A 25,082-nucleotide genomic window follows, 5' to 3' on the forward strand; every position below is an offset into this window, starting at 1 on the left:
TCTTGTTGAAAAATAATCCTAATAATGGAAAATATTAATTCTCCGTTTCAAAACCATTCCTGAATTGATAGATTCCAAATATTGAGGTAGGCTATTGCACTATACCCATTGGATCGAACTCCATTAATAAAACATTAGAATAGTTTTGTACTTTTTTATAAAAATATTACAATTTAACCTAGTATATAAAATTCTCCATATCAGACTAAACATTGTCAAACACTTACTACCTTGCAACCGATGATTGGCTGAATATCAGCTTCCGGCTATGTATTGCATTGCTTATTGGAGCAACGATCGGCTTAGAACGTCAAATTAGGCGCAAACCAGCTGGTTTAAGAACTCATATGCTGGTGAGTTTAGGTTCAGCCTTCTTTACCTTAATAATCATGCAACCAGGAGGACTGCAATCTAGTCCTGATGCACTTAGCCGTGTGATTCAAGGGATTGCAGCTGGTGTCGGATTTCTCGGTGCTGGAGAAATTGTGCGCCAATCTTCCCAAGAGTCACAGCAACTTGAAATTCACGGACTCACCTCAGCAGCGGCTATTTGGGTTTCTTCTGCATTGGGAATTGCTGCTGGCTGTGGTTTATGGCAGTTAGGATTAATCGGTGCTATGCTGACTTTTTTTGTTCTCAGCGTTTTTAAAAGGTTTGAAAAACGTCCATAGTAAATTAGGAGGTGATTAGGATTTTAGGTTTATACATAAATTTTTAATCACCTGATTTTTTTGCTAATAACCCTTGTAATTCAGGCTATCTCTAGGGAATTAAACAGCCCTGTTTTCAGCAAAGACTGTCTTTTATGCCCGTGAAAACTTTTTGCGTAGCTGTCCCAATGGAAACTCTATAAACTTGTAAATGAGATAGGCTAATCCAAAAGAAATTAATAGAGCAATTCCTGCTTGGAGAACTTTAGGCAAGTTGGGTAAATACTTCCAAACAGTGAATATCACAGTATAATGGGTAAGGTAAAGTGAATAAGAAAGTATGCCGAGAAAGCGCATCCACTTCAAATTTAGCGCTGCGAATAATCCCCAGTTGGGAAAACTAATAGCGGTAATAAAGACTGGGTATAAGGCAAATCCTTGTATGGTATAACGAATGGTCGATCGAAACTCAGGTGAGCGAGATATGCATGTAAAAAGAATCACGATTATTCCTAGAGGCAACAAGAAATACTTCCAGAGTTTATTAGAGTAATCTTGGGTATCCAGCATTGGATTACCACTGACCGCTAAGGCACAACCAAAAAGAATACTATCTACCTGGGTATCTGTTCCAAAAAATATACGTTGTTCAGGCACATGAAAACCATAAACCAGAACACACCGCCAAAGTAAGACAACTAAACATAATCCCCAAAAAATTAATCTTTGTCTGCGTGAACTGACACGAAGTTTACGTAGAGCTAAATAAAACAGTGGAAAAAGTAAATAAAAGTGTTCTTCGACAGCGAGAGACCAGTATACTGAACTACCAAGAGTTTCTCCAGCCCTGCCAACAAAAATTTGATAATAATTAGCATAGTGTAGAAACTGAGACAAAAAGCCTGGTAGGAGAATTTCTCCATCAAGTAATTTTAAGACAGTTAAGCCCGCTCCTAAGCCCAAGACTAGATAAAATGGCGGCCAAATACGCAGGATTCGTCTTAGATAGAAGAGCTTAAAATTAATAGTCTCATTGCGATCGTACTCCTGCCTCAGAAGAGTTGTAATTAAGTAACCACTGAGAAAGAAAAATATTGTTACGCCGAAACTTCCTGGGAAAACCTTCGCAATTCCTGTATGGGAGAAAAAAACAAGCATGAAAGCAACAATTCTAATTCCATCAAGGGATGGTATGTAAAATTTTGAGTGAGCATTCACACCGGACAAAGGTTCTGGATTATTTCCAGGTGAAGGTTTTAAGGATTTTTCCACAAATCTTTCTTAAGGAGGATTTAACAGAACATTTTGAATTATCGCATCTTCCGTACCAGAACTGTCATATACCCTGAAAAGAGGTATATCTACAGGATATTACGTAAGATTTAACTGAAAACTTGATTCTGACGTAGCGGTAATTCATGAATTACCGCTACTTCGGTTGTGTGTAACGTAAGAGAACTCCAAGAAATAAATTATCCAATCTTGTGGGGCGGGCGAGACGCCATTGGTATCAAGTTAAGGCAGATGCCCAAATGTCAAGTGACATAGCAGCAGTGCGTCGGTGTCGCTGACGCACGGCTTTTCCCAAGCCCATAGAGCGTTGATGCTCAACCAACCAAGGAATAAGTTGTAGTTGTGGGTTTTGCAAGAGTGCGCGGTGAAAAAAGTACAAACTGCGAAAAACCATCTCTACGAAAATACGTTCTAAAGGCTGCTGTAAAGCTACAGCAACATCAGCGCACAAATCATTGAGAACAGCATAAAAAATCCAAGTAGCGTACAACTGCATTTGTACACCGTTAACGCCCCCGACCCCTCAACACCCTTGTGTTGAGTTTAACTATTGAGTTTTACCCTCTTGACAAGATTCTATTTTTCTTAACTTGACACCAATGGCGTCTCGCCTGCCCCACAATCAATAATTGAATATTTTTTTATTTGGAAGTCCCTAAGTTCTGATCTAGTACAAAACAACTGGTTGCTTGAAGATTTCACTAAAACAGGACTTACGCAAACAGTAGCCGAAACCCTAATCTAACGTGAGTTTCCAACGGAGGCGCACGTTAATTTTCAGGTAGGGGCAATTCATGAATTGCCCCTACATCACGTAGTTTTGCGTAAGTCCTATAAAGCTAAATAATAATTAATAGTATTAAGCTGAGGTACATACACTCAGCGAAAAAACTGAATAAAAAGAATCATTCAGGACTTATGCAATAACTCTCTAAAACTCTTATTTCTCTGCGTCCTTCTCTGACGAGACGCTGCGCGAATGCGTCCTTGGCGGTTCGTTTTTTCATTATTTCGCGTAAGTCCTATCATTATGAGAAAAATAAATGTTTGCAATAATATGATGGGATTAATTTTTTATAACTTAAAATTTATCAGCAATTTATCCTCGACAAAAAGTAGCAGGTATTCAACTGCAATTCTTATAAATTTGGGATTATTTCTCCTGCTTTCACCAAAAGGATTTGGGATGAATTCAACCATTGGGAATCAAAAGACCCCAAATGCGTTGTAGTAATCAGGGTTTGAAAGCGGTCTTGAATGGCATCAAGCAATTGATTTTGACGGGATAAATCTAGTTCGGCAAGAACATCATCTAATAATAGTAATGGTGGCTCTTTGACGACTTCTTCAATTAATTGTAATTCGGCTAATTTTAAAGCTAGAACCAGGGTTCTTTGTTGACCTTGAGAACCATATTGACGAGCGGGTGTCTGGTTAATAGTTAATTCTATTTCGTCTCGATGCGGGCCGACAAGAGTCGTGCCTTGGTGCATTTCAGCTACGGCTCGCTGCTGAATTTTTGCTAAAAAAGCTTGCTGCACTTCTTCTGGCTGGTTATCCTCTAAAGGAATATTCGGCACGTACTTGATTTGTAGAACTTCTGTACTGCCGCTGATACTGCCGTGCCAGGTGGTAGCAATGGGAGCTAATCTTTGGATAGCGCGATCGCGTCGTCTAATTACCCTAGTTCCTGTAGTCGCTAACTGTGCATCCCACACCGCTAGTTCTGATTGGTCTGTATCCAGTGCTAAGTCTTGAGTTTTTTTTAAAAAGGCATTGCGCTGGCGTAACACATGGTTATACTGCTGCAAAATGTGAGCATAAACTGGTTCCAGTTGAATTAAAAGTGTATCTAACCAGTTGCGGCGACCTTCCGGGCCGCCGCGTACTAGTTCTAAATCTAAACTGGAAAATTGGACTGCATTGAGAACGCCGAGAAAATCCATTTGACGACGGATAGATTCGCCATTGAGAGCAACGCTACGGCGACCATTGCGGCGCAGGGTTAAGGTCAGGTCGCTAACACCTGTTTGTCGCTCAAGGGTGGCATCAATTTGGGCTATGGCTTCCCCTTCTTGAACTAAATCGCGATCGCGGGTCATTCGGTGCGATCGCAATGTCGCCAGTAACTCCACCGCCTCCAACAAATTTGACTTTCCCTGAGCATTATTACCTACCAAAATTGTTTTGGCAGCAGTAAACTCAACCTTCTGGTCTTGATAATTACGAAATTGTCGGAGGTTTAGAGTTTTTAGGTACATAGTGGGGATTGGGGACTGGGGACTAGGGACTGGGCGCTAGGGAAGAAGCAAGGGGGGAGGGAGCAAGGGAGAAGAATTTTCCCTCTAGCCTCTTTTCAATGCCCAATCCCAATCCCCAATGCCCAATTTACACAGCCTTCTTGCCCATAATCCGCAGAAATATCTTCTCCGCTTCAATCCAGACGAACATTAAGGCACTGAAACCAATACAAACCCCCAACTCTTGCATATTCAGGTAATGAGTACCAAAGAAATCTCGCAGGGGTGGGACGTAAACTAGCATCAACTGCAAAATCGTGGTGACGACAACAGCCGCCAGTACAAAGATATTAGAGAAGGGATTCATCTCAATGGTCAGTCGGTTGTTGGAGCGAATCGCGATCGCATGACCCATTTGGGCAATACACAAGGTGGTAAATACCATTGTTTTCCAAGTTTCGGGATCGCCCTGATACCCAGCAGCATGGGTATGTTGATAAGCCCACCACATCAAGGCAATACTGATAATGGCAAAGATGATGCCGATGCGAATCATATAAGAACCCAATCCCCTAGCGAAAATACTTTCGCGGGGACTAAAAGGCGGACGTTGCATGACATCCGGTTCTGGAGGTTCCACAGCTAATGCTAAGGCTGGTAAACCGTCTGTCACCAAGTTCATCCACAAAATTTGTAAAGGAGTAAGAGGAACGCCTCCCAAACCAATTAAGGGTGCGGCTGCAATTGTGAGAACTTCACCAATGTTACTGCCCAAGATGTATTTAATAAAGCGGCGGATGTTGGTGTAAACAACTCTACCCTCTTTGGTGGCGCTGACAATGGTGGCGAAGTTGTCATCAAGTAACACCATGTCACTAGCTTCTTTACTGACATCAGTGCCAGTAATACCCATTGCGATACCAATGTCAGCTTGTTTGAGAGCTGGAGCATCGTTGACACCATCGCCTGTCATCGCCACAAATCGACCCCGGCGTTGCAGTGCTTGGACAATTCGCAGTTTGTGTTCTGGGGAAACTCTGGCATAGATGCTCACCAGGTCAACGTTTTGCTCTAATTCCTGGTCAGTCATCCGTTGCAATTCTTGACCTGTGAGAACGCGATCGCCTTCTTGGGCAATTCCCAAATCGGTAGCGATCGCTCGTGCTGTTAATTGGTGGTCGCCAGTAATCATCACTGGGCGAATACCAGCTTCTCGGCACTCTTGCACCGCTGCCCTGACTTCTGGGCGTGGCGCATCTAGCATTCCCACCAATCCCAGCCATACTAAGCCTTGCTCGGATGTTTCATCTGAACCTTCCGGTGGAATCTCTAACAAAGGTTTGTAGGCAAAACCTAGTACCCGTAGACCTTTACTCGCCATCAGGTCATTTTCTGCCAAAATTTTCTGGCGTTGTGCTTCGGTTACAGTACCCGTGTCATTACCCAAATGAATCTGAGTGCAACGTGCCAAGGTTAACTCTGGAGAACCTTTGGTAAACATTAAATAAGGTTCCGATTGGAGAAAACCGGCGATCGCCGGATCGATACCCCTCGAAGATGCTTCACCTGTGGCGATTCCCTCCACTTTAGCAATCACGCTCATCCGCTTCCGTTCCGAGGAGAAGGGGAACTCCGCAACGCGAGGTAACTTACTGTTCCACTGGTCTTTTTCGATTCCGGCTTTTCCCGCCAGGGTGAGTAATGCCCCCTCTGTCGGATCTCCCAAAATTGCCCATTCACCTTGTTCTTTTTGCAATACTGAATCATTACAAACAGCACAGGCTACTGATAACGCGGAGATTTCTGGAGATTCCTCCAGGGAAATTTTTTGACCATTTAACTGAAAGTCTCCTGTGGGAGCATAACCTTCGCCGCTGACGCGAAAAGTTTTATTATTGGTGGAAATCGATTGCACCACCATTTTATTTTGTGTCAGGGTGCCAGTTTTATCAGAACAGATGGTCGTTACAGAACCCAACGTTTCCACTGCTGGCAATTTGCGAATCAAGGCATTTTGGCGAACCATTCGCTGGGTTCCCAGTGCCAAGGTGACGGTAATTACAGCTGGTAAACCTTCTGGAACTACAGCAACCGCCATACTCAAGGAAACTTCCAAGAGTTCTTGAATATTTTTAAAACCTCCGTCCTTGATGACACCGCCAACGACAACGATCGCCACCAGAATTAAAGAACCCGTAACTAGGACATTACCCAGTTGAGTCATTCGCTGCTGTAAAGGCGTAGGTTCACTTTCTACCGCCTGCAACATCGCAGCAATTTTACCCAGTTCTGTAGTCATGCCAGTGTTCGTCACCAGAACCTTGGCACGTCCTTGGACTACTTCAGTTCCTTGAAAGACGACATTGAGGCGATCGCCTAATGATGTTTCCTCCGGCAATTTTAGTGATGCCTGTTTATTCACCGCTTCGGCTTCACCAGTTAATGCCGACTCACGCACTTGTAAATTAGACTGTTCGATCAAGCGTCCATCTGCGGCTATCTGCATCCCCGCTTCTAGCAGCATTACATCCCCTGGAACTAGTTCTTTAGCTGCTATCTCCACCAGTCTAGCGTCGCGGATGACTCGCACTAAGGGAGAAGTCATTTTTTTCAAAGCAGCCAAGGCTTTTTCGGCGCGGCTTTCTTGGACGTAGCCGAGTATGCCATTGAGGATGACAATTGCTAAAATCGCGATTGTATCTTTAAATGGCACTTCACCGGGCTTCAAGCTGCCCGATCGCAAAGCCATCAGGTCTAAAAACCCAGAAATCAGAGCCACACCAATCAGCATCAACAACATAATGTTCTTGAACTGATCCAACAGAATTTCCCAAGCACTACGGCCAGCAATTTCTTCAAGTTCGTTGGGGCCGTATTTTTGCAATCTCTGTTGAATTTCTTGGGGTGTTAAGCCACTGTCTGCATTACTATCAAGCAGGTCTAGCGCTTTATCAACTTCTAAACTATGCCAAACGGCGGCACCTTCAGGCAGAGAATTAGCAGACATCGTGTAGGTCACAGCAAATGGTTACAAAATTCGATCATAATTTAGTGATGGCAGGAATTCCATCTTCTTCCATCTTCTAAAGTTACATTAAGGCGATCGCCCAGTTGTATGAGTGTATATGTAATTCTTAACATTTGTAAATTCCTCCTGTTTTGACATAGTATTATTTCTCACGAAAGAGTTTATCGGAACACATTGTACCGATAATTATTAGTACCTCGCTGTAAACGTGGCGATCGAGAACCACTAGATGTACTTGGTAAGAGCAACGCCCATTGTGGGCAGTCTTTTAACTCACCACTCTTCATCTACCCCAATTAGGGGAGCCATTGCTCGACTAGGATTTTCCATATCCAGCAATTGGTGTGACGGCGGTAAAACCGCTTGAGTCATGTTTCCTCCCCTACCTAAAGGTGAGGGTTTTTTACACTTACCACAAGGTTTTATGAGTTTTGCACTCCCCACTTTGACCGTTAGCCAGATGTTTGGGCAAAAAACAATTCGACCGCTGACTGCTGCTGCCCTGTGTGGCATTACTTTCATCAAAGATAGACTGATTGCTATTGACAGTATCAAAGGGCATCTACTAGAGATCGATCCCACCTCTGACAACAGTAAAATTATCAATTCCCATCAAGTTGAAGAATTTACCGATGTCACTGGTTTAGCGGCGTGGGATGATACCCTCTGGGTGAGCCGAGAAAATAGTGTTTACTCGTGCAAGCTCGATGCTTTGGATCTAGAACATTTTGTAACATTGCCTTATCCGGCTGATGGCGTTGCTGTTTGGGAAACAACAGTTTATGTCAGTTGCCAAAGGCTGGGCTACATTCTGGTTTTTGACCGCGAAACGCGAAAAGAGATTACCAGATTTTATGCCCCTGGAGTTGGCATAGAGAATTTGGCAGTCAACCAAGAAATGCTATGGATTTGCGATCGCACCGAACAATCAGTTTACGCGATGGACAGAGCCACGGGAGAGTTGCAATTTAGCGTCCTGACACCCTTTGAATGTCCCACAGGCATCGCAATCCATAAAAATGCCGAAACAGGCAAAGAAAGTATTTACGTCGCCTACGCCTCAGAGGAGCCTTATATTCGGGATAACCCCAATGCCGATCCGAGTCATGAATTAACATTCCGCGATCGCACTTTTATTCATCCTCTGTATTATCATTACCAGCCAGATAAGCGTTACGCCCTCTCTAACGGCTATCTGATTGAAATGTCTTATGCTGAGGAAATTGCACCCTTAGACGAGGTTTCTTTACCCGATGTGGAATGGCGCATCGCCCTACCATCGGAAACTGAGCGTCAAAAGGTGAAACACGTTGAACCAATTGGTATACCCTTTACCGAAGAAGTGATAGAGGGGCAACGTGTAGCAGTCTTTAAATTTGATTCTCTTGCACCAGGAGAACGGCATATATTTGGCTGGAAAGCACTTTTGGAAGTTCGAGGGATTAAATATCGGATTACACCCAGAGATGTAGAAGATATACCTGAACTATCCCCAGAATTGCAAACACGTTACTTAGTGGACGACGACGATTTAGCAATGGATACCACCATTGTTCGCCGTGCTGCCAGAGAAGCGATTGGTTCTGAAACCAATGTGCTACGCAAAATGCACAGCATCCGCAACTACGTTTATGATGAGTTGTCCTACGGTATTAAACCTTACATTGACACACCAGATACGGTTTTAGAGCGAGGTGTTGGTTCCTGTGGCGAATATGTAGGTGTTTTACTTGCCCTATCCCGTTTAAATGGTATCCCTTGCCGCACCGTAGGCAGGTACAAATGTCCTCCCCATAGTGACTTCATAGGAGTACCGCTACAACCCGACTTTAATCATGTTTGGCTGGAGTTCTACGTCCCGAATTTTGGTTGGTTGCCAATGGAATCAAATCCTGACGATATAGGTGAAGGTGGCCCTTATCCGACGCGCTTTTTTATGGGCTTATGCTGGTATCACATTGAAATTGGCAAAGGTATTACCTTTGAAACCGTGACAAGTCAAGGTGCGCGGCTAACCAAACAAGATATCCCCATCGGTGATTTGGCGATTAATCATATCCGGTTCACAATTCTTAAAGAATTACCGCCTTTTTAAATTAGGGCATTGGTTATTGGAGAAAGACCCTGAGAAAATGAGTAGGGTGTGTCATGCCGTAGGCTAACGCACCTTAATATTCTCTGTTTAACCACAAATTTCGTCTACTTCTGAACTCTTGTTGCTATTCAAGTATTCTTCAAACAATTCAAAAAATTTCTGTAGTGCCTCATGCTCGTCTACAGAATAGAAAAGAATTATTTTAGACCATGACTGACCTGAGTTAATTCCATATTTTTCTTCAACCCATGATTGAAAACCTTCAAATTCCTTTTCTGGCTCGCTTGGAGGTACGCCAACTTCTCTTCGAGACAGACTAAATCCTCGCAAAAGCATATCTAGTTCAGTGATTGGACTAGTTCTTAAGTACATACCCGGTCTTTTCTTTATGCCCTTTAGAATGTCGTTGTAAATATCAAATTGACGAAACTTTGAATTATCTTCAGTAGGGCTAGCTTTTTCTTCACTTTCTTGAATTTTGGAATCATCTTTGTGTTTTAGAAACTGCTCATATTCTTCAAAAAATCTGTAGAAGGCATTTCTCTCAGTCCAACAAAGAAACAGAATTATCTCATTCCACGATCGTGAAACTGTAGTTTTTACTCTTTCTTGCATCCACTCGTCAAATCCTTGCATTGGGTAGCCTTGTGGATTTAATCCGAAGTGATTTATTTGACTAAAATACCACCCGCTTACAAAGGAACTAAGGCAAGTAATTGATGGCTTATCTATGTACATAACTGGATTTTCTTTAATATCTTGAAGAAGTCTAGATAGATTCCTCATATTGATTACTCCAATTTAATTTAGGGGCTAGGGTGTGTTATGCCGTAAGCTAATCCACTTTAATACTCCCTCCTTAACCACAATTTTCCTCTATTTGTAAACTCTTATTCCTATTCAAATATTCTTCAAACAATTCAAAAAATTTCTGTAGTGCCTCATGCTCGTCTACAGAATAGAAAAGAATTATTTTAGACCATGACTGACCTGAGTTAATTCCATATTTTCCTTCAACCCATAATTGAAAACCTTCAAATTCCCTTTCTGGCTCAGTTGGAGGTACGCCAACTTCTCTTCGAGCCAGATTATATCCTCGCAAAAGCATATCAAGTCTAGTGATTGAATTAGTCCCTAAAAACATTCCTGGTCTTTTCTTTATAGCACCTAGAATCTCCTTGTAAATATCAAACCGAGGAAACATCAAATCCTGACGAAGCCTTAAAACGTCTTCACTTCCTTGAATTTTTGAATCATTTTTCTGTTTTATAAATTTTTCAAATAGTTCAAAAAAACTATAGAAAGCATTTCTGTCACTACCACAGGAAAATATAAGTATTCCAGCCCAAGATTGAGTCAAATTAGTTTTGGCTCTTTCTTGTACCGACTCTTGAAACCCTTCAATTCCACAAGAGTTTATGTCAGTAAATCCGAGTGTAATTAGACTATCTATGTACCCACTTAAGAATGAACGAAGATAAGTAATTGATGGCTTGTCTATGTAGATAACTGGATTTTCTTTAATTTTTTGGAGAAGCGTAAAAAGCTCTTTCATGCTAGCAACCTCTAATTTGGTGAAGATTTAGTAATTGAACAGCCACATCGCATTTTTATTGAAGTCAATCTTTCCTATCATGAGGGGATGAATTATCTGGCAGTATATCAGCACGAACCACATCGCTAATCCATTCTCCCTCAATATTATTGTTAGAATAATTTGCATAATCATCCCATGTCATGGTGTCGCCAGTTGAGTATTCATAAACGACTCCACGAGTTTGATTGTTACCATCTCCATCATTTAAATAAATCCAGGTTATATAATCACCAGATGGAGGATAACCACCACCAAATTCAATACTTGGAGGTTGAGCTAAACTTCTAATTGCCCCTGGCGCAGGTCGCCAACTTTGAAAATGATGAGTTACAAATTTGTCAGGAGAACCAGACCTCCTGTAATGTACTGTTTGGTGGAATTTGTAATTATAAAGAACTGAAGATTGACCTTGTGGCCCACAAACTAAATTAAGTGGATAAAAAGAACAATATCTCTCTTGAGCTTTATTTGGAACCTGCTCATTTTGAGCTTTAGTTGTGCTAATTGCAGCCTTCGCAGTAGGAGCTAATTCTGAACCAGCAGCGGCACATTCAGGTTGAATAGCACAAGCGTCTAGAGACGACAGCAATGTATAAATAGTTTGAGGTAAAATCCCCTTAAATATTGGAAGTAAAATAAACGTCGAAATTCCTACTAATCTAAATACAGATTTATTTGTGGTTAACCGCACTAATCTTAACTCCTTACAACCAAAGATAAGAATCGATGTATCTGACATCTAGGTTGTCTGGTAGGAGAAGAGAATCAGTCCAGTAAAAATACGAGTATTTAGTAGATTTTTTTGAAAATTTAACCAAGACAAATAGGTAAACTAATTAGCTATTAATTCTCAAACTTCTTAAACTAGGCAGTGGATACGATTGATGCTGCTTAAAATCGGCAAACTCACAGATGGAGTTAAATGGGCAAAAGCGGCAGTGAGAGCCAGGATTAGGAGGGAATATTTTACTAAAATTAGTATTTTCTTCTTGATATTTTTGCAAATCGTGCTGATGTTTATGAGCAATATTCGCTAACTCAAATTTTAAGGATTCTAACTCACTATTATTAATGCTAATTAAGTCAGATTTTTTACATATTTCTAAATTATAAAATGATGCAACAGCTTCTCGTCCGGGGTAAAGATAACGAGCCGCTAACAAGTAAACTAATGCCTGTCGTTGGTCAAAAGCCGACTTACCAGTTTTGAAATCCAAAATATGTAAAGTGCTATCAGACTCAATGAAAACGCAGTCCATAGCCGCATATAAGCGAAAACAATAATCCTCTTGTTCAACTACTATCGGTTTAGGAAAGCCTTCATCACCCGGTGTTAATTGGATAATATCTTTATCCAAAAGCAACGGCGCATCGTGATATTTTTGCAAAATTTGCAGCACGCGTTGCTGGACTTGAACGCTTGAGTTGCCTAACTTTAGTAGCTGGGCAACTCTTTCTACACCATCTGCTTGCTTCAACAGATGCGTGTGATGATGAAACTCATAAACGCCTTTTTGAGCTAGGATACCAATCCGCTGAGGCGCGGTGGCTTGCGTTAAAAGCGCTTTGACTTGTGGTTCGTGTTGCCGTGCTTTGATAAACCCCCGTCTCATCTGGCAATGCCAGCGTTCTTGCCCAGTCGCTGGGGCAACTAGAGACCAAAGGTGATAACTGGCAAAAGGTCTATCGGGGGTTGACATTGCTCAGAAACAGTGAGAGAAAATACGGTGGGGAGAAGTTTAAACTAAGGCTTGCTTAGGAAAGAACTTCGGAGGATACTTGCTGCTACACAAGCTTTGCGGGAAGCTTTTATAGTACTGATAATGTACCGGAGCAAGTGGCAAAAATGTCTAGCAAGATAAAATTTGGTACCGATGGCTGGCGAGGGATTATTGCCGATGACTTTACTTTCCCCAATGTGAGAAAAGTAACAAGGGCAATCGCCACTTACTTGGATACAGCCTACACAAAAAATAGACCAGTACTTATTGCCTACGATACTCGCTTTTTAGCTGACCAGTTTGCCCAAACAGCGGCCCAAGTATTAGCAGATTTGGGTTGGACTGTAAAAATTACCGTTCGGGATTGCCCTACACCAGTAATTGCCTACAATGCCCGTCACCTAAATTCCGCTGGGGCGTTAATGTTTACTGCTAGCCATAATCCAGCACCTTACTGTGGAATTAAATATATACCCGATTATGCTGGGCCTGCCACTCCAGAGATTACTGATACTATTGTGGCAAATATAGAAGGTGCATCGGATGAGTTGCCTGGGAACAACCCATCAGGTTCAATTTCAATTTTCGATCCGAAACCAGATTACTTGAAATTTATCTACACTCTACTTGATATAGAAAAGATCAGAAGCGCTAATTTAAAGGTAAAGTACGATGCTTTGTATTCTACCTCTCGCGGCTATTTAGATGAAGTTTTGCAACATAGTGGCGTTCACCTAGAAAGTTTCCACGATTGGAGAGATGTTTTATTTGGGGGTGGAATGCCTGAACCCAAAGGAGAACAATTAGTTGAGTTAGCAGAAGCAGTAGTTCGCGATCGCGCTGATTTGGGCTTGGCGACAGATGGAGATAGCGATCGCTTTGGTATCGTTGATGAACAAGGAAACGTCCTCACTCCCAATACTGTGCTGCTACTTCTGGCACGTCATTTAATCAAAAACAAAGGTAAAACCGGCGCCATAGTCCGCACTGTTGCTACAACCCACTTGCTGGATAATTTCGCTGCTAAAAATGGGCTGCAAATTTACGAAACAGCAGTTGGTTTTAAATACATCGGCGAAAAAATGCGGGAAACTGCCGTATTAATCGGTGGAGAGGAATCAGGTGGTTTGAGTATTATTGGGCATATTCCCGAAAAAGACGGGGTATTAGCCGATATGCTGGTGGCAGAAGCGATCGCTTATGAAGGCAAACCGCTAAGTCAACTTGTCAAAGAAGCGATCGCCGAAGCCGATGGCCCACTTTACAATAACCGCCTAGACTTGCACCTTACAGAGGCGCACAAAATCGCCGTCATCGACTCCTTTACTAAAAATCCACCTACAGAGGTAGCAGGAATTAAAGTCAAGGAAGTGGGGCGTAAAGACGGTATTAAGCTGTATTTAGAAGAAGGTAGCTGGGTATTACTGCGTCCTTCCGGTACAGAACCACTGGTACGCGTCTACCTAGAAACCAACACTCCCGAAAAACTCACCCAAATCGCCCAAGAGTTGGAGAGTGCCATTGCTAAACTAGAGACAGTAGCAGTTTAATCTGTCAGAGTTAGGAATTAAAAGTTAAGAGTTATGAATTAGGAGTTAAGAGTTGTAAATTAACAATTCTTAACTCCTGATTTCTAATTTCGAGCAAAATATAACTCCTAACTTCTAACTTCTCATTTCGATCAAAATATGAAAATCGCTCCTTTTTTGACATCTCTAGTTGTAGCGGTTTGGGTAATTGCGATCGCAATTATTTCAGTCCAAAATGCTACGCCCGTATCGTTAAAATTCTTAACATTCCAATCGATTCAGATACCAATGGGTTTAGTGCTAGCTTTTAGTGCCGTTGTCGGGTTAATTGGTATGGCACTGCTGCAACCTCTGTGGGGACTTGCTGGCATTGGGCAGCGCAATTCTCGATTGGAAGACGATGCGGAGTTTTTCGTTGATGATGAAGACTTTTGAGGTTTGAATAGCTGTGCAGTATCAAAACATTATTACAATCGAACCAGGAAAACGAGGTGGTAAGCCTTGTATTCGAGGAATGCGAATTACTGTATACGATGTTTTATCTTATCTTGCCTCTGGGATGACCTACGAGGAAGTGCTTGATGACTTTCCTTATTTGACACAAGAGGATATTTTGGCTTGCCTAAGCTATGCAGCCGATCGAGAACGGCAAATGCTGACAATGCAAGCTTTTGACAACAATCCAAACTTGGGAGTTTTGACACTGTATTAGATTTAAAAACTATGGAAGCTGAGTATGATTTTAGCCAGGGTAAGCGGGGAGTCATTGAATCAACACCAACAGGCAAAACTAGAATTACAATTCGCCTAGATGATCAAGTACTAGCATGGTTTCGTGACCAAGTTCACTCAACAGGTGGGGGAAATTACCAAACTTTGATTAACGATACCTTGCGTGAGTACATTCAGCAGATCGATAAAGGCTATGAGCGCAACTTATAAAGCAGATTTTAAGTTTCTAGAAGAGTGCCCATATTTTTTAGAGTTAGTGTTAGATGAAGACTGGCTACCGGAAGTAAGCGATATTTAATAACTGTAATTGTGGTTGTGAGGAAATAGACTTCTTGCATAAATATTTTTTTGCTCACGCAGAGGCGCAGAGAAGAGAACGCAAATAAGGATTTTTACAAGAAGTCTCATAACGTAGGCAATTAATCTGCATTTGTGAGTCTTGCAAAAGTCGCTTTTACTTCTTCATCACTGGCAAAGTCTCCAGCATCAGCTTCAAAAATGCTGTTTTTAATTTCTTCAGTTTGCGACTGATACATTTCTAGATAAGCGGCTACCGCCTCATTAAGTAATATTGCAAGTTGCCGTAATATACTTAACTTATCGCTAAGTTTATTTTATATATAAGTATTAAATTTTGCAAACATAAAATATATATGCCTGAATATCAAGAAAAAATTCTTACTTTCAAAACATTATTACGTGATTTTAATGAAGTCAAAGGATATTACAACTTAAACAATGATGCATTGGCTAGTCAATTACAACAAATGAAATTATTAGGAGAAAATTATGATACTGTAGAGAATAAAATTTTTGATGAACAAATTATTGCAGCCTATAAGAAATGGTCATTTACAGTCAGTTTTTTGCAAATGATAAATGCTTGGCAGTGGTTTTTTGCTGGCATTTTATTAGGAAGACAATCTTATTTGACTACTCAAATTATGCAAATGTATTATTATGCGATTTTCTTCTCTTATGGTTCTTTTTTATCTGCACAATTTAAAGGAAATTACACTGTGACAGAGAGAGTGAAACATGAAAAAATAAAAAATAAAAATATTCAAATACTTGAAAAAGTAAGAAATGAAATATTAAAAGTATTAAATAAAAACACTGGAGACGATTTATTAGCTGATTCAGTAAAATCAACTTTTGATAATCAAGGTGTAGAAGAAATTAGAGAAGCAGTTAGAAGAGATGTTTGGTTTGTTGAGAATAAAGAGTATGGAAATTATATTCATATAAAAGATAACAGAAAATCAGGAAAGGGAGAACATGAGAGAAGATCAATCTTGTTTTATCGTGTTTTTGGAAGTTGGGATTCCCAAAAATGGTTAAACATTTCATATCCAGATATTCGTAGTTTTAAAGATGACGATAAATTTCATTCAAATATGCGTAATAATCTTACTTATTCAATCAAAATGATGGCAGATGAACTATATTATGATATTTCACAGATAGACATAGGATTAACAAACGAAATGATAGTTGGTTTATGGCAGCGAGAATCACCAGATTTAGTTAAAACCTATCCAGAAGAGTTTTGGGCATTAGAACACATTAAAATTGTTGTTGACTTGCATACCAAGCTATTGGAAAGATATGAAAACAAATCACCATATACTGATGAGCAAGTATTTTTGTTAAAAAATATATGCGAACATCATAGAAATACTGGTCTAGCTGAAGTACTAAAAGTTGCAATGCCTAGTATTTTAAAAAAAATAGGAATTTAATATGAAAAATAACATAAATTATTTTTGTTATGCCAAAAAACTTGTAATTATATTGGTGTTAATTATATTTTCTAGTATGACAGGTTGTTCTTCAACTAACTGAGCATCAATACAAATTTTCATGCTGTCAATCGAGGAAAGTCTGTTCGCCGTGCTGCAAACAATAGACAGGCTTGGATATCTTCGAGTTCGAGATCGGGAAAATCCTCTAAAATCTCAGAAACAGTGACATTCTCAGGCAACATTTCTAAAATGTCACTCACACGAATTCTCATGCCTCGAATACAAGGACGACCACCACACTGACCAGGAGTTTGAGTAATGCGAGTTAACAAATCAACCCTTGAGTTCATGCAAGTATTTTAATATCGGGTACTTTTATTTAACTCTAATTCTGCGATCGCAATTATTCCAGCCTAGCATCTCAGTGTAGCAAAAAGGCGATCGCAGTTATCGCACACTAACCCAACAGCAGTTAAGTTGAGTAGTTTTGGGTTAGTTGTAGCTTCAGATAATCAATAAAATCCAGAATTTCTGTATCAGTGAGTTATAGACGCGATCGCTTACCATATTTCTGCTGCAAATACTCCCTTCCCTGCTCTGGAGTCCAATTTAATTGAGCTAAATATGTGTCAGTTTTAGCTATAAAAACATCACGCGGTTCAGGCATTTTTATATTGTCACTTGCTTCTGATTGAGATTGATTTTTATCTTGATTAAAATTATGAATATTATTAATTTTTAAACTTAGTCTTTGTCCTAAAGCTTGCCAATCTAATTCCTTATGTCCATCCCAACTAACACCTACAGAACGATAAGTTATTGGATCGTAAATTTTGCAAAAAACTACATTACTCTCTCCAGGGCTAACGGCTATCGTTAGTGGATTACACAATTCTTTATAAGTAAGGGCATCTAAAGATAACAATAAACTTTTGGAAAAGAAGGAGTCGCTACCTGAACGGATAATATAAGGTTTGTCTGCCAAAATATATAAATCGTTCTTTTCAACTGGCCCGAATTTAGTTTCAACCTTTTTATTAACTTCTATCTCTGTAATTACCCCAGTCAAAGCTCTATCATATATTGGGATGCGTTTTTCATCTTCAGCAAGCATATACCAACAGCGATCGGATTCTTTGCTGACAAAGACATATTGAGGTTTTGGGACTGCTCCAAATCCTAATTTAACTTCCATATTTTGATGTAGGTTTTGGTAAATATATTTATTGAGGCAACCAGCTTTTACGATTTGTACCGTCAAGCTCTGAGTTACTTTATATATATAATTCCCCAGCCAGGAAGCTAATTAACATTAAGGCAGCAAGAATTACAAAATTTTGTGAATCTATAACAAAGTTTCTGGATCGACACCTAGCGCATTTAACCTTTCAATTAACATTTTCACTTTTTGCTCTGCTTCCACCCGTCGCTGTTCTTCAAAAGCTGTGCGTTCTTCCGCTTCCCTAATGCGTTCTTCTGGTGTCAGCAATCTTTGTCCTTCTTCGTCATACCAGTACAACCACTCCCGCACTATACCTTGATAAATTCCTCGTTCTCGCCCAATTCCTAAACCAATTTCTGGTAGCCAAACGGGATTTCCTGACATTAAGATATATTCCCCATCGACTAAGCGATACACTTCTAAAGGCGACTTTTTACGCCGCAGGGGACTATACACAACGTAATACAAAATTCCTAAATTTTTGGCATAAAATTCTTTCTTGATGTTATATTCTTCTCGATATATTTGGGAAACAACTTCTAGCGCTAAAATTGGCAGTTGCTTTTCTTCCCACAGCACATAACTTAGGCGTAAATCCTCATCAACGAAGCGTTTAACTTCTAAACTGAGAAACCCATCAGGGACAATAGCTGGTTTGTCTGGGTGATAATAAATACCCATGTCAACACCAAAGAACCAATCCCAGCGATCGCACCAAACCAAAGCTAGTATCGTTTTTAGCAAGCCGGAAATTAAATTTTGGAGTTCATTATCCACAGCAGTATCATCTGAGTCGGGTAGTTCTTCGGAAGATGGCAAACAATGGAGTGGATTGTAGTTTAACATGAGCGGTTTTGCCAAATCTGATTCTAGATAGATTGTACGTAATCTATTGATGTGCGATTGCAGCGCAAGAATGAAAAACCATTTTTAGCGTAGACATCGCCTGATGTTTCTCTTCTCAGTATCAAAATACTTATAAGTGTAAAATCTTTACATCAGATTCGTGGTTTTTCGGTACTGATTATCAGAGTGTCTAACTGACAATAGCAAAAAAGGGCGGAACATTGTTTAACTAGAACATTCCAGAAGTCGCAGAGTATTCAATTTCATGGTGAATTTGGTAGCTGGGCTGATTACCTATACCTACCAGGAGAAAAAGTCTTTTCTCAACCCTGACTCAGAAAACGTGGCGCAGCTGGAAATTAGCTAATTTCCAGCCCGATCTTTGAGTTGTACCTAAGTATCCGATATGTCACCACAGATCCATTCACGAGTTTTAATCAAAAACTTCCTAACGGTTTTTTTGCCGTTGTCAGCGTTAGTTGGGGTTGTTATTGGGACTATCTATTACCAACAGGTACAAACCGAGCAAGTTCTGCTCAAAACAAATGAACTCCGTAAGGTAGATTTAGAAACTAAAGTCATTAGCGGAGACTTTCACTCGGTTGTCTCAGATTTGATGGTTATCTCTAAACAAAACGAGCTACAAAGAGTTTTAGAGGGAGTAAATGGACAACAACAGGCACTTTCCCAAGAATTTTTATTATTTTCTGGATATAAAAAACTTTACGACCAAATTCGCTTTTTGGATCGATCGGGTAAGGAAGTTGTCAGAGTCAACTTTAATAAGGGTGAACCTGCGATTGTCCCCGAAGAAAAACTGCAAGTTCAAGCCAAGCGCTACTGGTTTAATGACACTTTGCAGCTAAACCAAGGACAAGTATTTGTCTCTCCCCTTGACCTCAATATCGAACGAGGTCAGGTTGAACAACCTTTGAAGCCAATGATCCGCTTTGGCACTCCCGTTTTTGATCGCCGTGGAGAGAAACGAGGCATTGTAGTGTTAAATTATTTCGGCACAAAACTGCTGGACAATTTTAATCAAGCTTTCGCTAACGCCTCTAGCCAGGGAATGTTACTGAATGCCGATGGCTACTGGTTAAAAGGGGCGAAGCCTGAGGATGAATGGGGATTTATGTTTCCCGATCGCAAAAACCGCACTTTTGGCCAAGCTTTTTCCCAAGCATGGCAGCAGATTTCTCAAAAAGAATCGGGACAATTCCAAACTGCTGAAGGAATATTCACTTTTACTACAGTCTACCCACTTGTCGAAGGGCAAAAATCTAGTACCGGAGCAGGACAGGCTTTTGCACCAAGCCAAAATCAAATTGATACTAAATCCTATCACTGGAAGATTGTTTCATGGGTGTCACCAGAAACGCTGACAACCAAATCAAACCGATTTTTGAGTCAATTGCTACTGCTATATGCTGGCTTAGTAGGATTAACTGGCATTGGTTCTTGGCTACTAGCAAGAGCTAGTGTCAATCGTAATATGGCCCAGCTAGAGTTAAGGCAATCTGAACTTGAATTGCGAAAGCTAGTTGAGCGAGAAAAAATTCTTAAAACTCGTCTATCTAGTCAAATTCGCAACTCGCTGGATCTAAATACGATTTTGAGTACAGTAGTAGTTGAAGTTCGGGAATTGTTACAGATCGATCGATGCCAGTTTTTTTGGTGTCATCAAGAAGATGAATCTACTACCTTGGAACTGAGTCAGCAAGCTTGCGCTCCCGATTTAACAGAACCTTTAGGCTGTTCTCCTATCCAGAACGTGGAAGCCTTGAGTGAAGCTGCTATCCAAGGGAATTTGCTTTGCTTTGATGACATTGCGACAGATTCATGGCTTGATTTCAAAAGTCGCAATTTATTGGTGACATTGGGCTTTAAGTCTCTACTAACAGTTTCAGTTCAAACTCAGTCGGGTCGCTTGGGTGTGATTGTCTGCGAACATAGTAGAGAGCTTCGTCCTTGGAGTGATGATGAGGTGGAAATTATTCGAGGTGTGGCTGACCAGTTAGCGATCGCCATTGACCAAGCCCAATTGTATAATCAAAGCCGCGCTGCTACTGCTGCTGCGACTACTCAGGCGGAACAACTTAACCAAGTTCTGCACAATCTCAAAGAAACCCAAGCCCAACTGATTCAGACCGAAAAAATGTCAAGCTTAGGTCAATTAGTGGCTGGAGTAGCTCACGAAATCAATAACCCAGTTAACTTTATCTACGGGAATTTGACCCATGTAAGTGAATATACACTGGGCTTGTTGGAACTGGTAGAACTTTATCAACAATCTAATGCTCATTCAACACCTGAAGTAGAAGCTCATATAGAAGCGATCGACCTTGACTTCATGGCTGAAGATTTACCTAAAATATTAATTTCAATGAAAATGGGAGCTAATCGCATCCGTGAAATAGTTCTTTCCTTGCGGAATTTTTCTCGACTTGACGAAGCGGATATGAAGCCTGTCAACATTCATGAAGGTATTGATAGCACACTACTGATTTTACAAAATCGCTTTAAACAAACGCCTGGAAATGCCGGAATTGAAATAGTCAAGGAATATGGTGATATTCCCTTAGTAGAATGCTATGCCGGACAATTAAATCAGGTATTTATGAATCTGATTGGTAATGCCATTGATGCCCTGGATAGTTATAACAGTAAGCGAACTATTGAGGAGATAGAAGCTAAACCCAGCCAGATTGTAATTCGTACTGAGTTACGCAACTTGGATCGTATAACTGTGCAAATTGCGGATAATGGCCCTGGTATGAACGAAGTAGTTAAGCAAAGATTATTTGATCCTTTCTTTACCACAAAAGCGGCAGGTAAAGGCACTGGATTAGGATTAGCAATTAGCGCTCAGATAGTCACAGAAAAACACAACGGAGCTATTTGGTGTATTTCAGAACCCGGACAAGGAGCAGAATTTTGGGTTGAGATTCCGATTAATCAAAGTTCTAAACTAGCTACTGCGAGTACTGCGACTCTATCCAGAATTTGATGCTACTCTGGAAAAATGAAAAATGACATGACTAGTGATAGCGAACGCGCTGATTTTGATAGCCCTTGGAAGGAAATTATAGAAGCTTATTTTCCCCAAGCAATGTATTTCTTTTTTCCAGAAACTTATGCATTAATTGATTGGGAACGTCCTTATGAATTTCTAGATAAAGAATTTCAACAAATAGCTCGTGAAGCTGAACAGGGCAAAAGATATGCCGATCAATTAGTCAAAGTTTGGCAAACCCAAGGGGAAGAACTTTGGTTATTAATCCATGTTGAAATTCAGGCACAAAAAGAAGATAACTTTCCTAAGCGGATGTTTACTTACAACTTTCGCATATTTGACCGCTTCGATCGACCAGCGATTAGCCTTGCAATTCTCTGCGATCCAAACCGCGAATGGCGACCAAGCAATTACAGTTACAATTATCCCAATACTCGCTTAAATTTTGAATTTGGTAGTGTTAAACTTTTAGATTACGAAAATCGCTTTCACGAGTTAGAAAATAGTGATAATCCATTTGCAACTGTTGTCATGGCGCATTTGAAAACACAACAGACACGCTCATCACCCGAACAACGCAAAATATGGAAATTTAGCTTAATTCGCAGACTATATGACTTGGGCTTAGAAGAGCAAGATATTCGCAACCTGTATCGATTTATTGATTGGGTTATGATATTACCAAAGGCATTAGAAAATCAGTTTTGGGAAGAATTTAAACAATTTGAGCAGGAGCAGACTATGAGATATGTAACTACAGGTGAGCGCATCGGCTATGAGCGCGGAAAACAAGAAGGTAAACAAGAAGGTAAAAAAGAAGGTGAACAACAGCTGATTTTAAAATTACTACAAAGACGAGTGGGAGAATTATCACCAGAATTGCAAGAGCGCATCCAATCTCTTTCTTTAAATCAATTAGAAACCCTTGGCGAAGCTTTGTTAGATTTTACTGCTATGGAAGATTTACTTAACTGGTTGCAAACAAATCAATCAGCTTAAAATCTATTTTTATGAAAATTGTAAAAAACACCTCTACTCGCTTACCCCATACAGTATTTTTTTAACTTAGTTCAGTGAGTAACAAAAAGGGCGGGTACAAAACCCACCCTCAAAGCAATAAATATTTCAACTAAACTAGCGATCGCAACTTAATTACCAATTTCCGGCGCACTCAAAGAAACCTTTAGTGCGTCGTCTTGTTGCTGTGCTAATGTCGGCACGGAATCACGCAATCTTGCCGTCAATTGTACAGTTGTAGCGTCGTACATTTGAGTCAGCAATTTGGGATAAAAACCAATACCAATAATTGGAATTAACAAACAGGCAATGATAAATACTTCACGGGGTTCGGCATCTATCAAAGCTTGGTGAGAAACTAATTCCTCGTTCTCTTTACCGTAGAAAATTTCTCGCAACATCGACAGCAGATAAATCGGAGTTAAAATCACTCCCACTGCCATCAAGAACACGACGATCACTTTGAAGGTAGAGCTATAAGCATCGCTAGTAGCAAAGCCCACAAATACCATCAATTCTGCCACGAAACCGCTCATCCCTGGCAATGCCAAAGAAGCCATTGAACAGGTAGTGAACATGGCGAAAATCTTCGGCATTCTCTTAGCGACACCACCCATTTCATCCAACATTAGGGTGTGGGTGCGATCGTAAGTTGCACCAACCAGGAAGAATAAACTCGCCCCAATTAACCCGTGGGAAACCATTTGCAATACTGCCCCACTCAATCCCAAATCGGTGAAGGAGGCAATACCAATCATCACAAAGCCCATGTGAGAAATTGAGGAGTAGGCAATTTTTCGCTTCAGGTTGCGCTGGGCAAAGGATGTCAAAGCAGCGTAGATGATATTAACTACCCCCAAAACCACGAACACTGGTGCAAAATAAGCGTGGGCATCGGGGAGCATTTGGGCATTCATCCGAATTAAGGCGTAACCGCCCATTTTCAGGAGAATACCTGCTAATAACATGTGTACGGGGGCTGTAGCTTCACCGTGGGCATCAGGTAGCCACGTGTGCAAGGGAATAATCGGCAACTTGACGGCGTAGGCAATTAGGAAGCCAGCATAGAGGGCAAGTTGGAAATTCAGGGCGAAATCTTTTAAGGCGAGCGATCGCATGTCAAACGTCACCGTATCGCCGTAAAATCCCATTGTCAGGGCAGACAGCAAAATAAACAGCGAACCGCCTGCTGTGTATAAAATGAATTTAGTCGCTGCATACTGCCGTCTTTTGCCTCCCCAAATCGACAGCAGAAAGTATATCGGTACTAGTTCCAGTTCCCACACCAGGAAAAACAACAGCATATCCTGGACGGCGAACACGGCAATCTGACCGCCATACATCGCCAAAATCAAGAAGTAAAATAGCTTGGGCTTGAAGGTGACAGGCCAAGCTGCTAGAATCGCCAGCGTGGTAATGAATCCAGTCAAAATAATTAGGGGCATGGATAAGCCATCTGCCCCTACTGACCAATTCAAACCCAATTGTGGTACCCAAGGGTAACTTTCCACCAACTGCAAATCTGGATTGGAGAAATCATACCCAGTATAAAAAGCATAAACAATTAGTGCAAAATCTATCAGCCCCACGAGAAGGGAGTACCAGCGCACTGTTTTGCCTTCTTTATCAGGAATGACGGGAAGAAGTAGCGACGCGGCTATCGGAAACAGAATAATCGTCGTCAGCCACGGAAAATTAGCTATATTCATCACAATTCGTCTGCTATCAAAATCATGTTTGGCAAAAAGTCACTAGTTATTAAGTAACAGCTTTTTGGGGATTTCGTCTTCCTCGTTAGGTTGATTTAATTAAATTAGCAATCCCCCATTTCTGCTGTTGGGAGTCTCTTTTGACCTTTGGGTGTGCGGAATGTGGGTTGTGATACTCGCGGTCAAGTTAAAAATTTACCCTAAAAAAGCCGGTAAAATTATAGTTTAGTGGTGCGATGTCTACGACAAGCCGCTCCGCGTCTACGCGTAGCCTACCGCATCTCTAAAAATACAAGATGCTGTTTAGTGTTGATTCGGTACAAAAAAGCATCACAGGAGAAATAACACTATGATAATCGCACAAATTGAAAGTCAGATTCGTTATGTGACCAACGTAAATGGAGAAACAACAGATGTACTCGTCCCTGTAGAAGCTTGGCAACAGCTTATAAGTTCCATAAATTCTGATAACGTCAGTGGTTCAGCTTGGATTAATGAACAAGAGCCAAAAGCACAAATATTAGCCGATTTGCAAGAGTCAGTGCGACAAGCAGCAGTAGGACAAACCTTCCCAGTTTCAGAGCTTTGGGACTACAGTAAGCGATTTGATTGAGTTTTTTTTAGTAAAATAGATAGGGAAAATTG

At 40.8% G+C, this 25,082-nt stretch carries 22 protein-coding genes and 1 pseudogene; 11 read left to right on the forward strand and 12 right to left on the reverse strand.

Annotated features, from left to right (window positions below; genetic code table 11):
- The first annotated feature begins 212 nt into the window (after window positions 1-212).
- Window positions 213-671: an MgtC/SapB family protein gene (locus V7K84_RS00245; protein WP_334835262.1), complete on the forward strand. Its 459-nt coding sequence runs from the start codon at window positions 213-215 to the stop codon at window positions 669-671.
- Window positions 672-803: 132 nt separating this feature from the next.
- Here V7K84_RS00245 and V7K84_RS00250 read toward each other — a convergent pair whose 3' ends face one another.
- The 4 genes from V7K84_RS00250 to V7K84_RS00265 all read right to left on the reverse strand — a co-directional run bounded on the left by V7K84_RS00250 (window position 804) and on the right by V7K84_RS00265 (window position 7,190).
- Window positions 804-1,922 carry an acyltransferase family protein gene (locus tag V7K84_RS00250; protein WP_334835264.1) on the reverse strand — a complete coding sequence of 373 codons (1,119 nt, stop codon included), beginning with the start codon at window positions 1,920-1,922 and terminating at the stop codon, window positions 804-806.
- 238 nt (window positions 1,923-2,160) lie between these two features.
- Complete coding sequence (locus tag V7K84_RS00255; RefSeq protein ID WP_442940910.1) at window positions 2,161-2,439, reverse strand: hypothetical protein; 279 nt, start codon at window positions 2,437-2,439, stop codon at window positions 2,161-2,163.
- Between the two features lie 643 nt (window positions 2,440-3,082).
- Window positions 3,083-4,204, reverse strand: coding sequence for a DNA replication/repair protein RecF (gene recF / locus V7K84_RS00260; RefSeq protein WP_334835266.1), 1,122 nt, complete (start codon window positions 4,202-4,204; stop codon window positions 3,083-3,085).
- 127 nt (window positions 4,205-4,331) lie between these two features.
- Window positions 4,332-7,190: a cation-translocating P-type ATPase gene (locus tag V7K84_RS00265; protein ID WP_334835374.1), complete on the reverse strand. Its 2,859-nt coding sequence runs from the start codon at window positions 7,188-7,190 to the stop codon at window positions 4,332-4,334.
- 445 nt (window positions 7,191-7,635) lie between these two features.
- On the opposite strand from V7K84_RS00265, the gene V7K84_RS00270 reads away from it, so the two are divergent.
- Complete coding sequence (locus V7K84_RS00270) at window positions 7,636-9,306, forward strand: transglutaminase family protein (protein WP_334835268.1); 1,671 nt, start codon at window positions 7,636-7,638, stop codon at window positions 9,304-9,306.
- A gap of 87 nt (window positions 9,307-9,393) precedes the next feature.
- Here the strand turns inward: V7K84_RS00270 and V7K84_RS00275 are convergent, their stop codons facing one another.
- The 4 genes from V7K84_RS00275 to V7K84_RS00290 all read right to left on the reverse strand — a co-directional run bounded on the left by V7K84_RS00275 (window position 9,394) and on the right by V7K84_RS00290 (window position 12,603).
- Entirely contained in the window at window positions 9,394-10,092 is a 699-nt protein-coding gene (locus V7K84_RS00275; RefSeq protein ID WP_334835270.1) for a hypothetical protein, read from the reverse strand.
- Between the two features lie 73 nt (window positions 10,093-10,165).
- Window positions 10,166-10,861 (reverse strand): hypothetical protein, encoded by a 696-nt coding sequence (locus V7K84_RS00280; protein ID WP_334835272.1) that lies wholly within the window; start codon window positions 10,859-10,861, stop codon window positions 10,166-10,168.
- Window positions 10,862-10,925: 64 nt separating this feature from the next.
- Window positions 10,926-11,642: a hypothetical protein gene (locus V7K84_RS00285; protein WP_334835274.1), complete on the reverse strand. Its 717-nt coding sequence runs from the start codon at window positions 11,640-11,642 to the stop codon at window positions 10,926-10,928.
- A 97-nt stretch (window positions 11,643-11,739) separates the two neighbouring features.
- The gene (locus tag V7K84_RS00290; RefSeq protein ID WP_334835276.1) at window positions 11,740-12,603 is read right to left on the reverse strand and encodes a PD-(D/E)XK nuclease family protein; all 864 of its coding nucleotides are present in this window, start codon (window positions 12,601-12,603) and stop codon (window positions 11,740-11,742) included.
- A 146-nt stretch (window positions 12,604-12,749) separates the two neighbouring features.
- On the opposite strand from V7K84_RS00290, the gene V7K84_RS00295 reads away from it, so the two are divergent.
- The 5 genes from V7K84_RS00295 (at window position 12,750) to V7K84_RS00315 (ending at window position 16,627) form a co-directional block, all read left to right on the forward strand.
- Window positions 12,750-14,174, forward strand: a complete 1,425-nt coding sequence (locus V7K84_RS00295) for a phosphoglucomutase/phosphomannomutase family protein (RefSeq protein WP_334835278.1) — start codon at window positions 12,750-12,752, stop codon at window positions 14,172-14,174.
- A 138-nt stretch (window positions 14,175-14,312) separates the two neighbouring features.
- Entirely contained in the window at window positions 14,313-14,588 is a 276-nt protein-coding gene (locus V7K84_RS00300) for a LapA family protein (RefSeq protein WP_069068625.1), read from the forward strand.
- Between the two features lie 13 nt (window positions 14,589-14,601).
- Complete coding sequence (locus V7K84_RS00305; RefSeq protein ID WP_334835281.1) at window positions 14,602-14,865, forward strand: DUF433 domain-containing protein; 264 nt, start codon at window positions 14,602-14,604, stop codon at window positions 14,863-14,865.
- A gap of 11 nt (window positions 14,866-14,876) precedes the next feature.
- The gene (locus V7K84_RS00310) at window positions 14,877-15,095 is read left to right on the forward strand and encodes a BrnA antitoxin family protein (RefSeq protein ID WP_334835284.1); all 219 of its coding nucleotides are present in this window, start codon (window positions 14,877-14,879) and stop codon (window positions 15,093-15,095) included.
- A 443-nt stretch (window positions 15,096-15,538) separates the two neighbouring features.
- A complete protein-coding gene (locus tag V7K84_RS00315) occupies window positions 15,539-16,627 on the forward strand; it encodes a hypothetical protein (RefSeq protein WP_334835285.1) in 1,089 nt (362 codons plus the stop codon).
- A gap of 119 nt (window positions 16,628-16,746) precedes the next feature.
- Here the strand turns inward: V7K84_RS00315 and V7K84_RS00320 are convergent, their stop codons facing one another.
- The 3 genes from V7K84_RS00320 to V7K84_RS00330 form a co-directional block, all read right to left on the reverse strand.
- Window positions 16,747-16,980, reverse strand: coding sequence for a DUF433 domain-containing protein (locus V7K84_RS00320; RefSeq protein ID WP_334835287.1), 234 nt, complete (start codon window positions 16,978-16,980; stop codon window positions 16,747-16,749).
- A 194-nt stretch (window positions 16,981-17,174) separates the two neighbouring features.
- A complete protein-coding gene (locus V7K84_RS00325; RefSeq protein ID WP_334835289.1) occupies window positions 17,175-17,825 on the reverse strand; it encodes a hypothetical protein in 651 nt (216 codons plus the stop codon).
- Between the two features lie 150 nt (window positions 17,826-17,975).
- Window positions 17,976-18,698 (reverse strand): Uma2 family endonuclease, encoded by a 723-nt coding sequence (locus tag V7K84_RS00330; RefSeq protein ID WP_334835291.1) that lies wholly within the window; start codon window positions 18,696-18,698, stop codon window positions 17,976-17,978.
- Window positions 18,699-18,927: 229 nt separating this feature from the next.
- Here V7K84_RS00330 and V7K84_RS34220 point away from each other — a divergent pair.
- The 3 genes and pseudogenes from V7K84_RS34220 to V7K84_RS00340 form a co-directional block, all read left to right on the forward strand.
- Window positions 18,928-19,065: pseudogene (locus V7K84_RS34220) on the forward strand (IS982 family transposase); the annotation flags it as partial.
- Between the two features lie 39 nt (window positions 19,066-19,104).
- Window positions 19,105-21,705, forward strand: a complete 2,601-nt coding sequence (locus V7K84_RS00335; RefSeq protein ID WP_334835293.1) for an ATP-binding protein — start codon at window positions 19,105-19,107, stop codon at window positions 21,703-21,705.
- A 27-nt stretch (window positions 21,706-21,732) separates the two neighbouring features.
- Entirely contained in the window at window positions 21,733-22,710 is a 978-nt protein-coding gene (locus tag V7K84_RS00340; protein WP_334835377.1) for a DUF4351 domain-containing protein, read from the forward strand.
- Window positions 22,711-22,859: 149 nt separating this feature from the next.
- On the opposite strand, the gene V7K84_RS00345 is transcribed toward V7K84_RS00340, so the two are convergent.
- Window positions 22,860-24,437: an NAD(P)H-quinone oxidoreductase subunit 4 gene (locus tag V7K84_RS00345; protein ID WP_334835295.1), complete on the reverse strand. Its 1,578-nt coding sequence runs from the start codon at window positions 24,435-24,437 to the stop codon at window positions 22,860-22,862.
- 349 nt (window positions 24,438-24,786) lie between these two features.
- On the opposite strand from V7K84_RS00345, the gene V7K84_RS00350 reads away from it, so the two are divergent.
- Window positions 24,787-25,050 carry a hypothetical protein gene (locus tag V7K84_RS00350; protein ID WP_334835297.1) on the forward strand — a complete coding sequence of 88 codons (264 nt, stop codon included), beginning with the start codon at window positions 24,787-24,789 and terminating at the stop codon, window positions 25,048-25,050.
- Window positions 25,051-25,082: the final 32 nt, after the last annotated feature.

The organism is Nostoc sp. (assembly GCF_036917315.1).
GTDB lineage: Bacteria > Cyanobacteriota > Cyanobacteriia > Cyanobacteriales > Nostocaceae > Nostoc.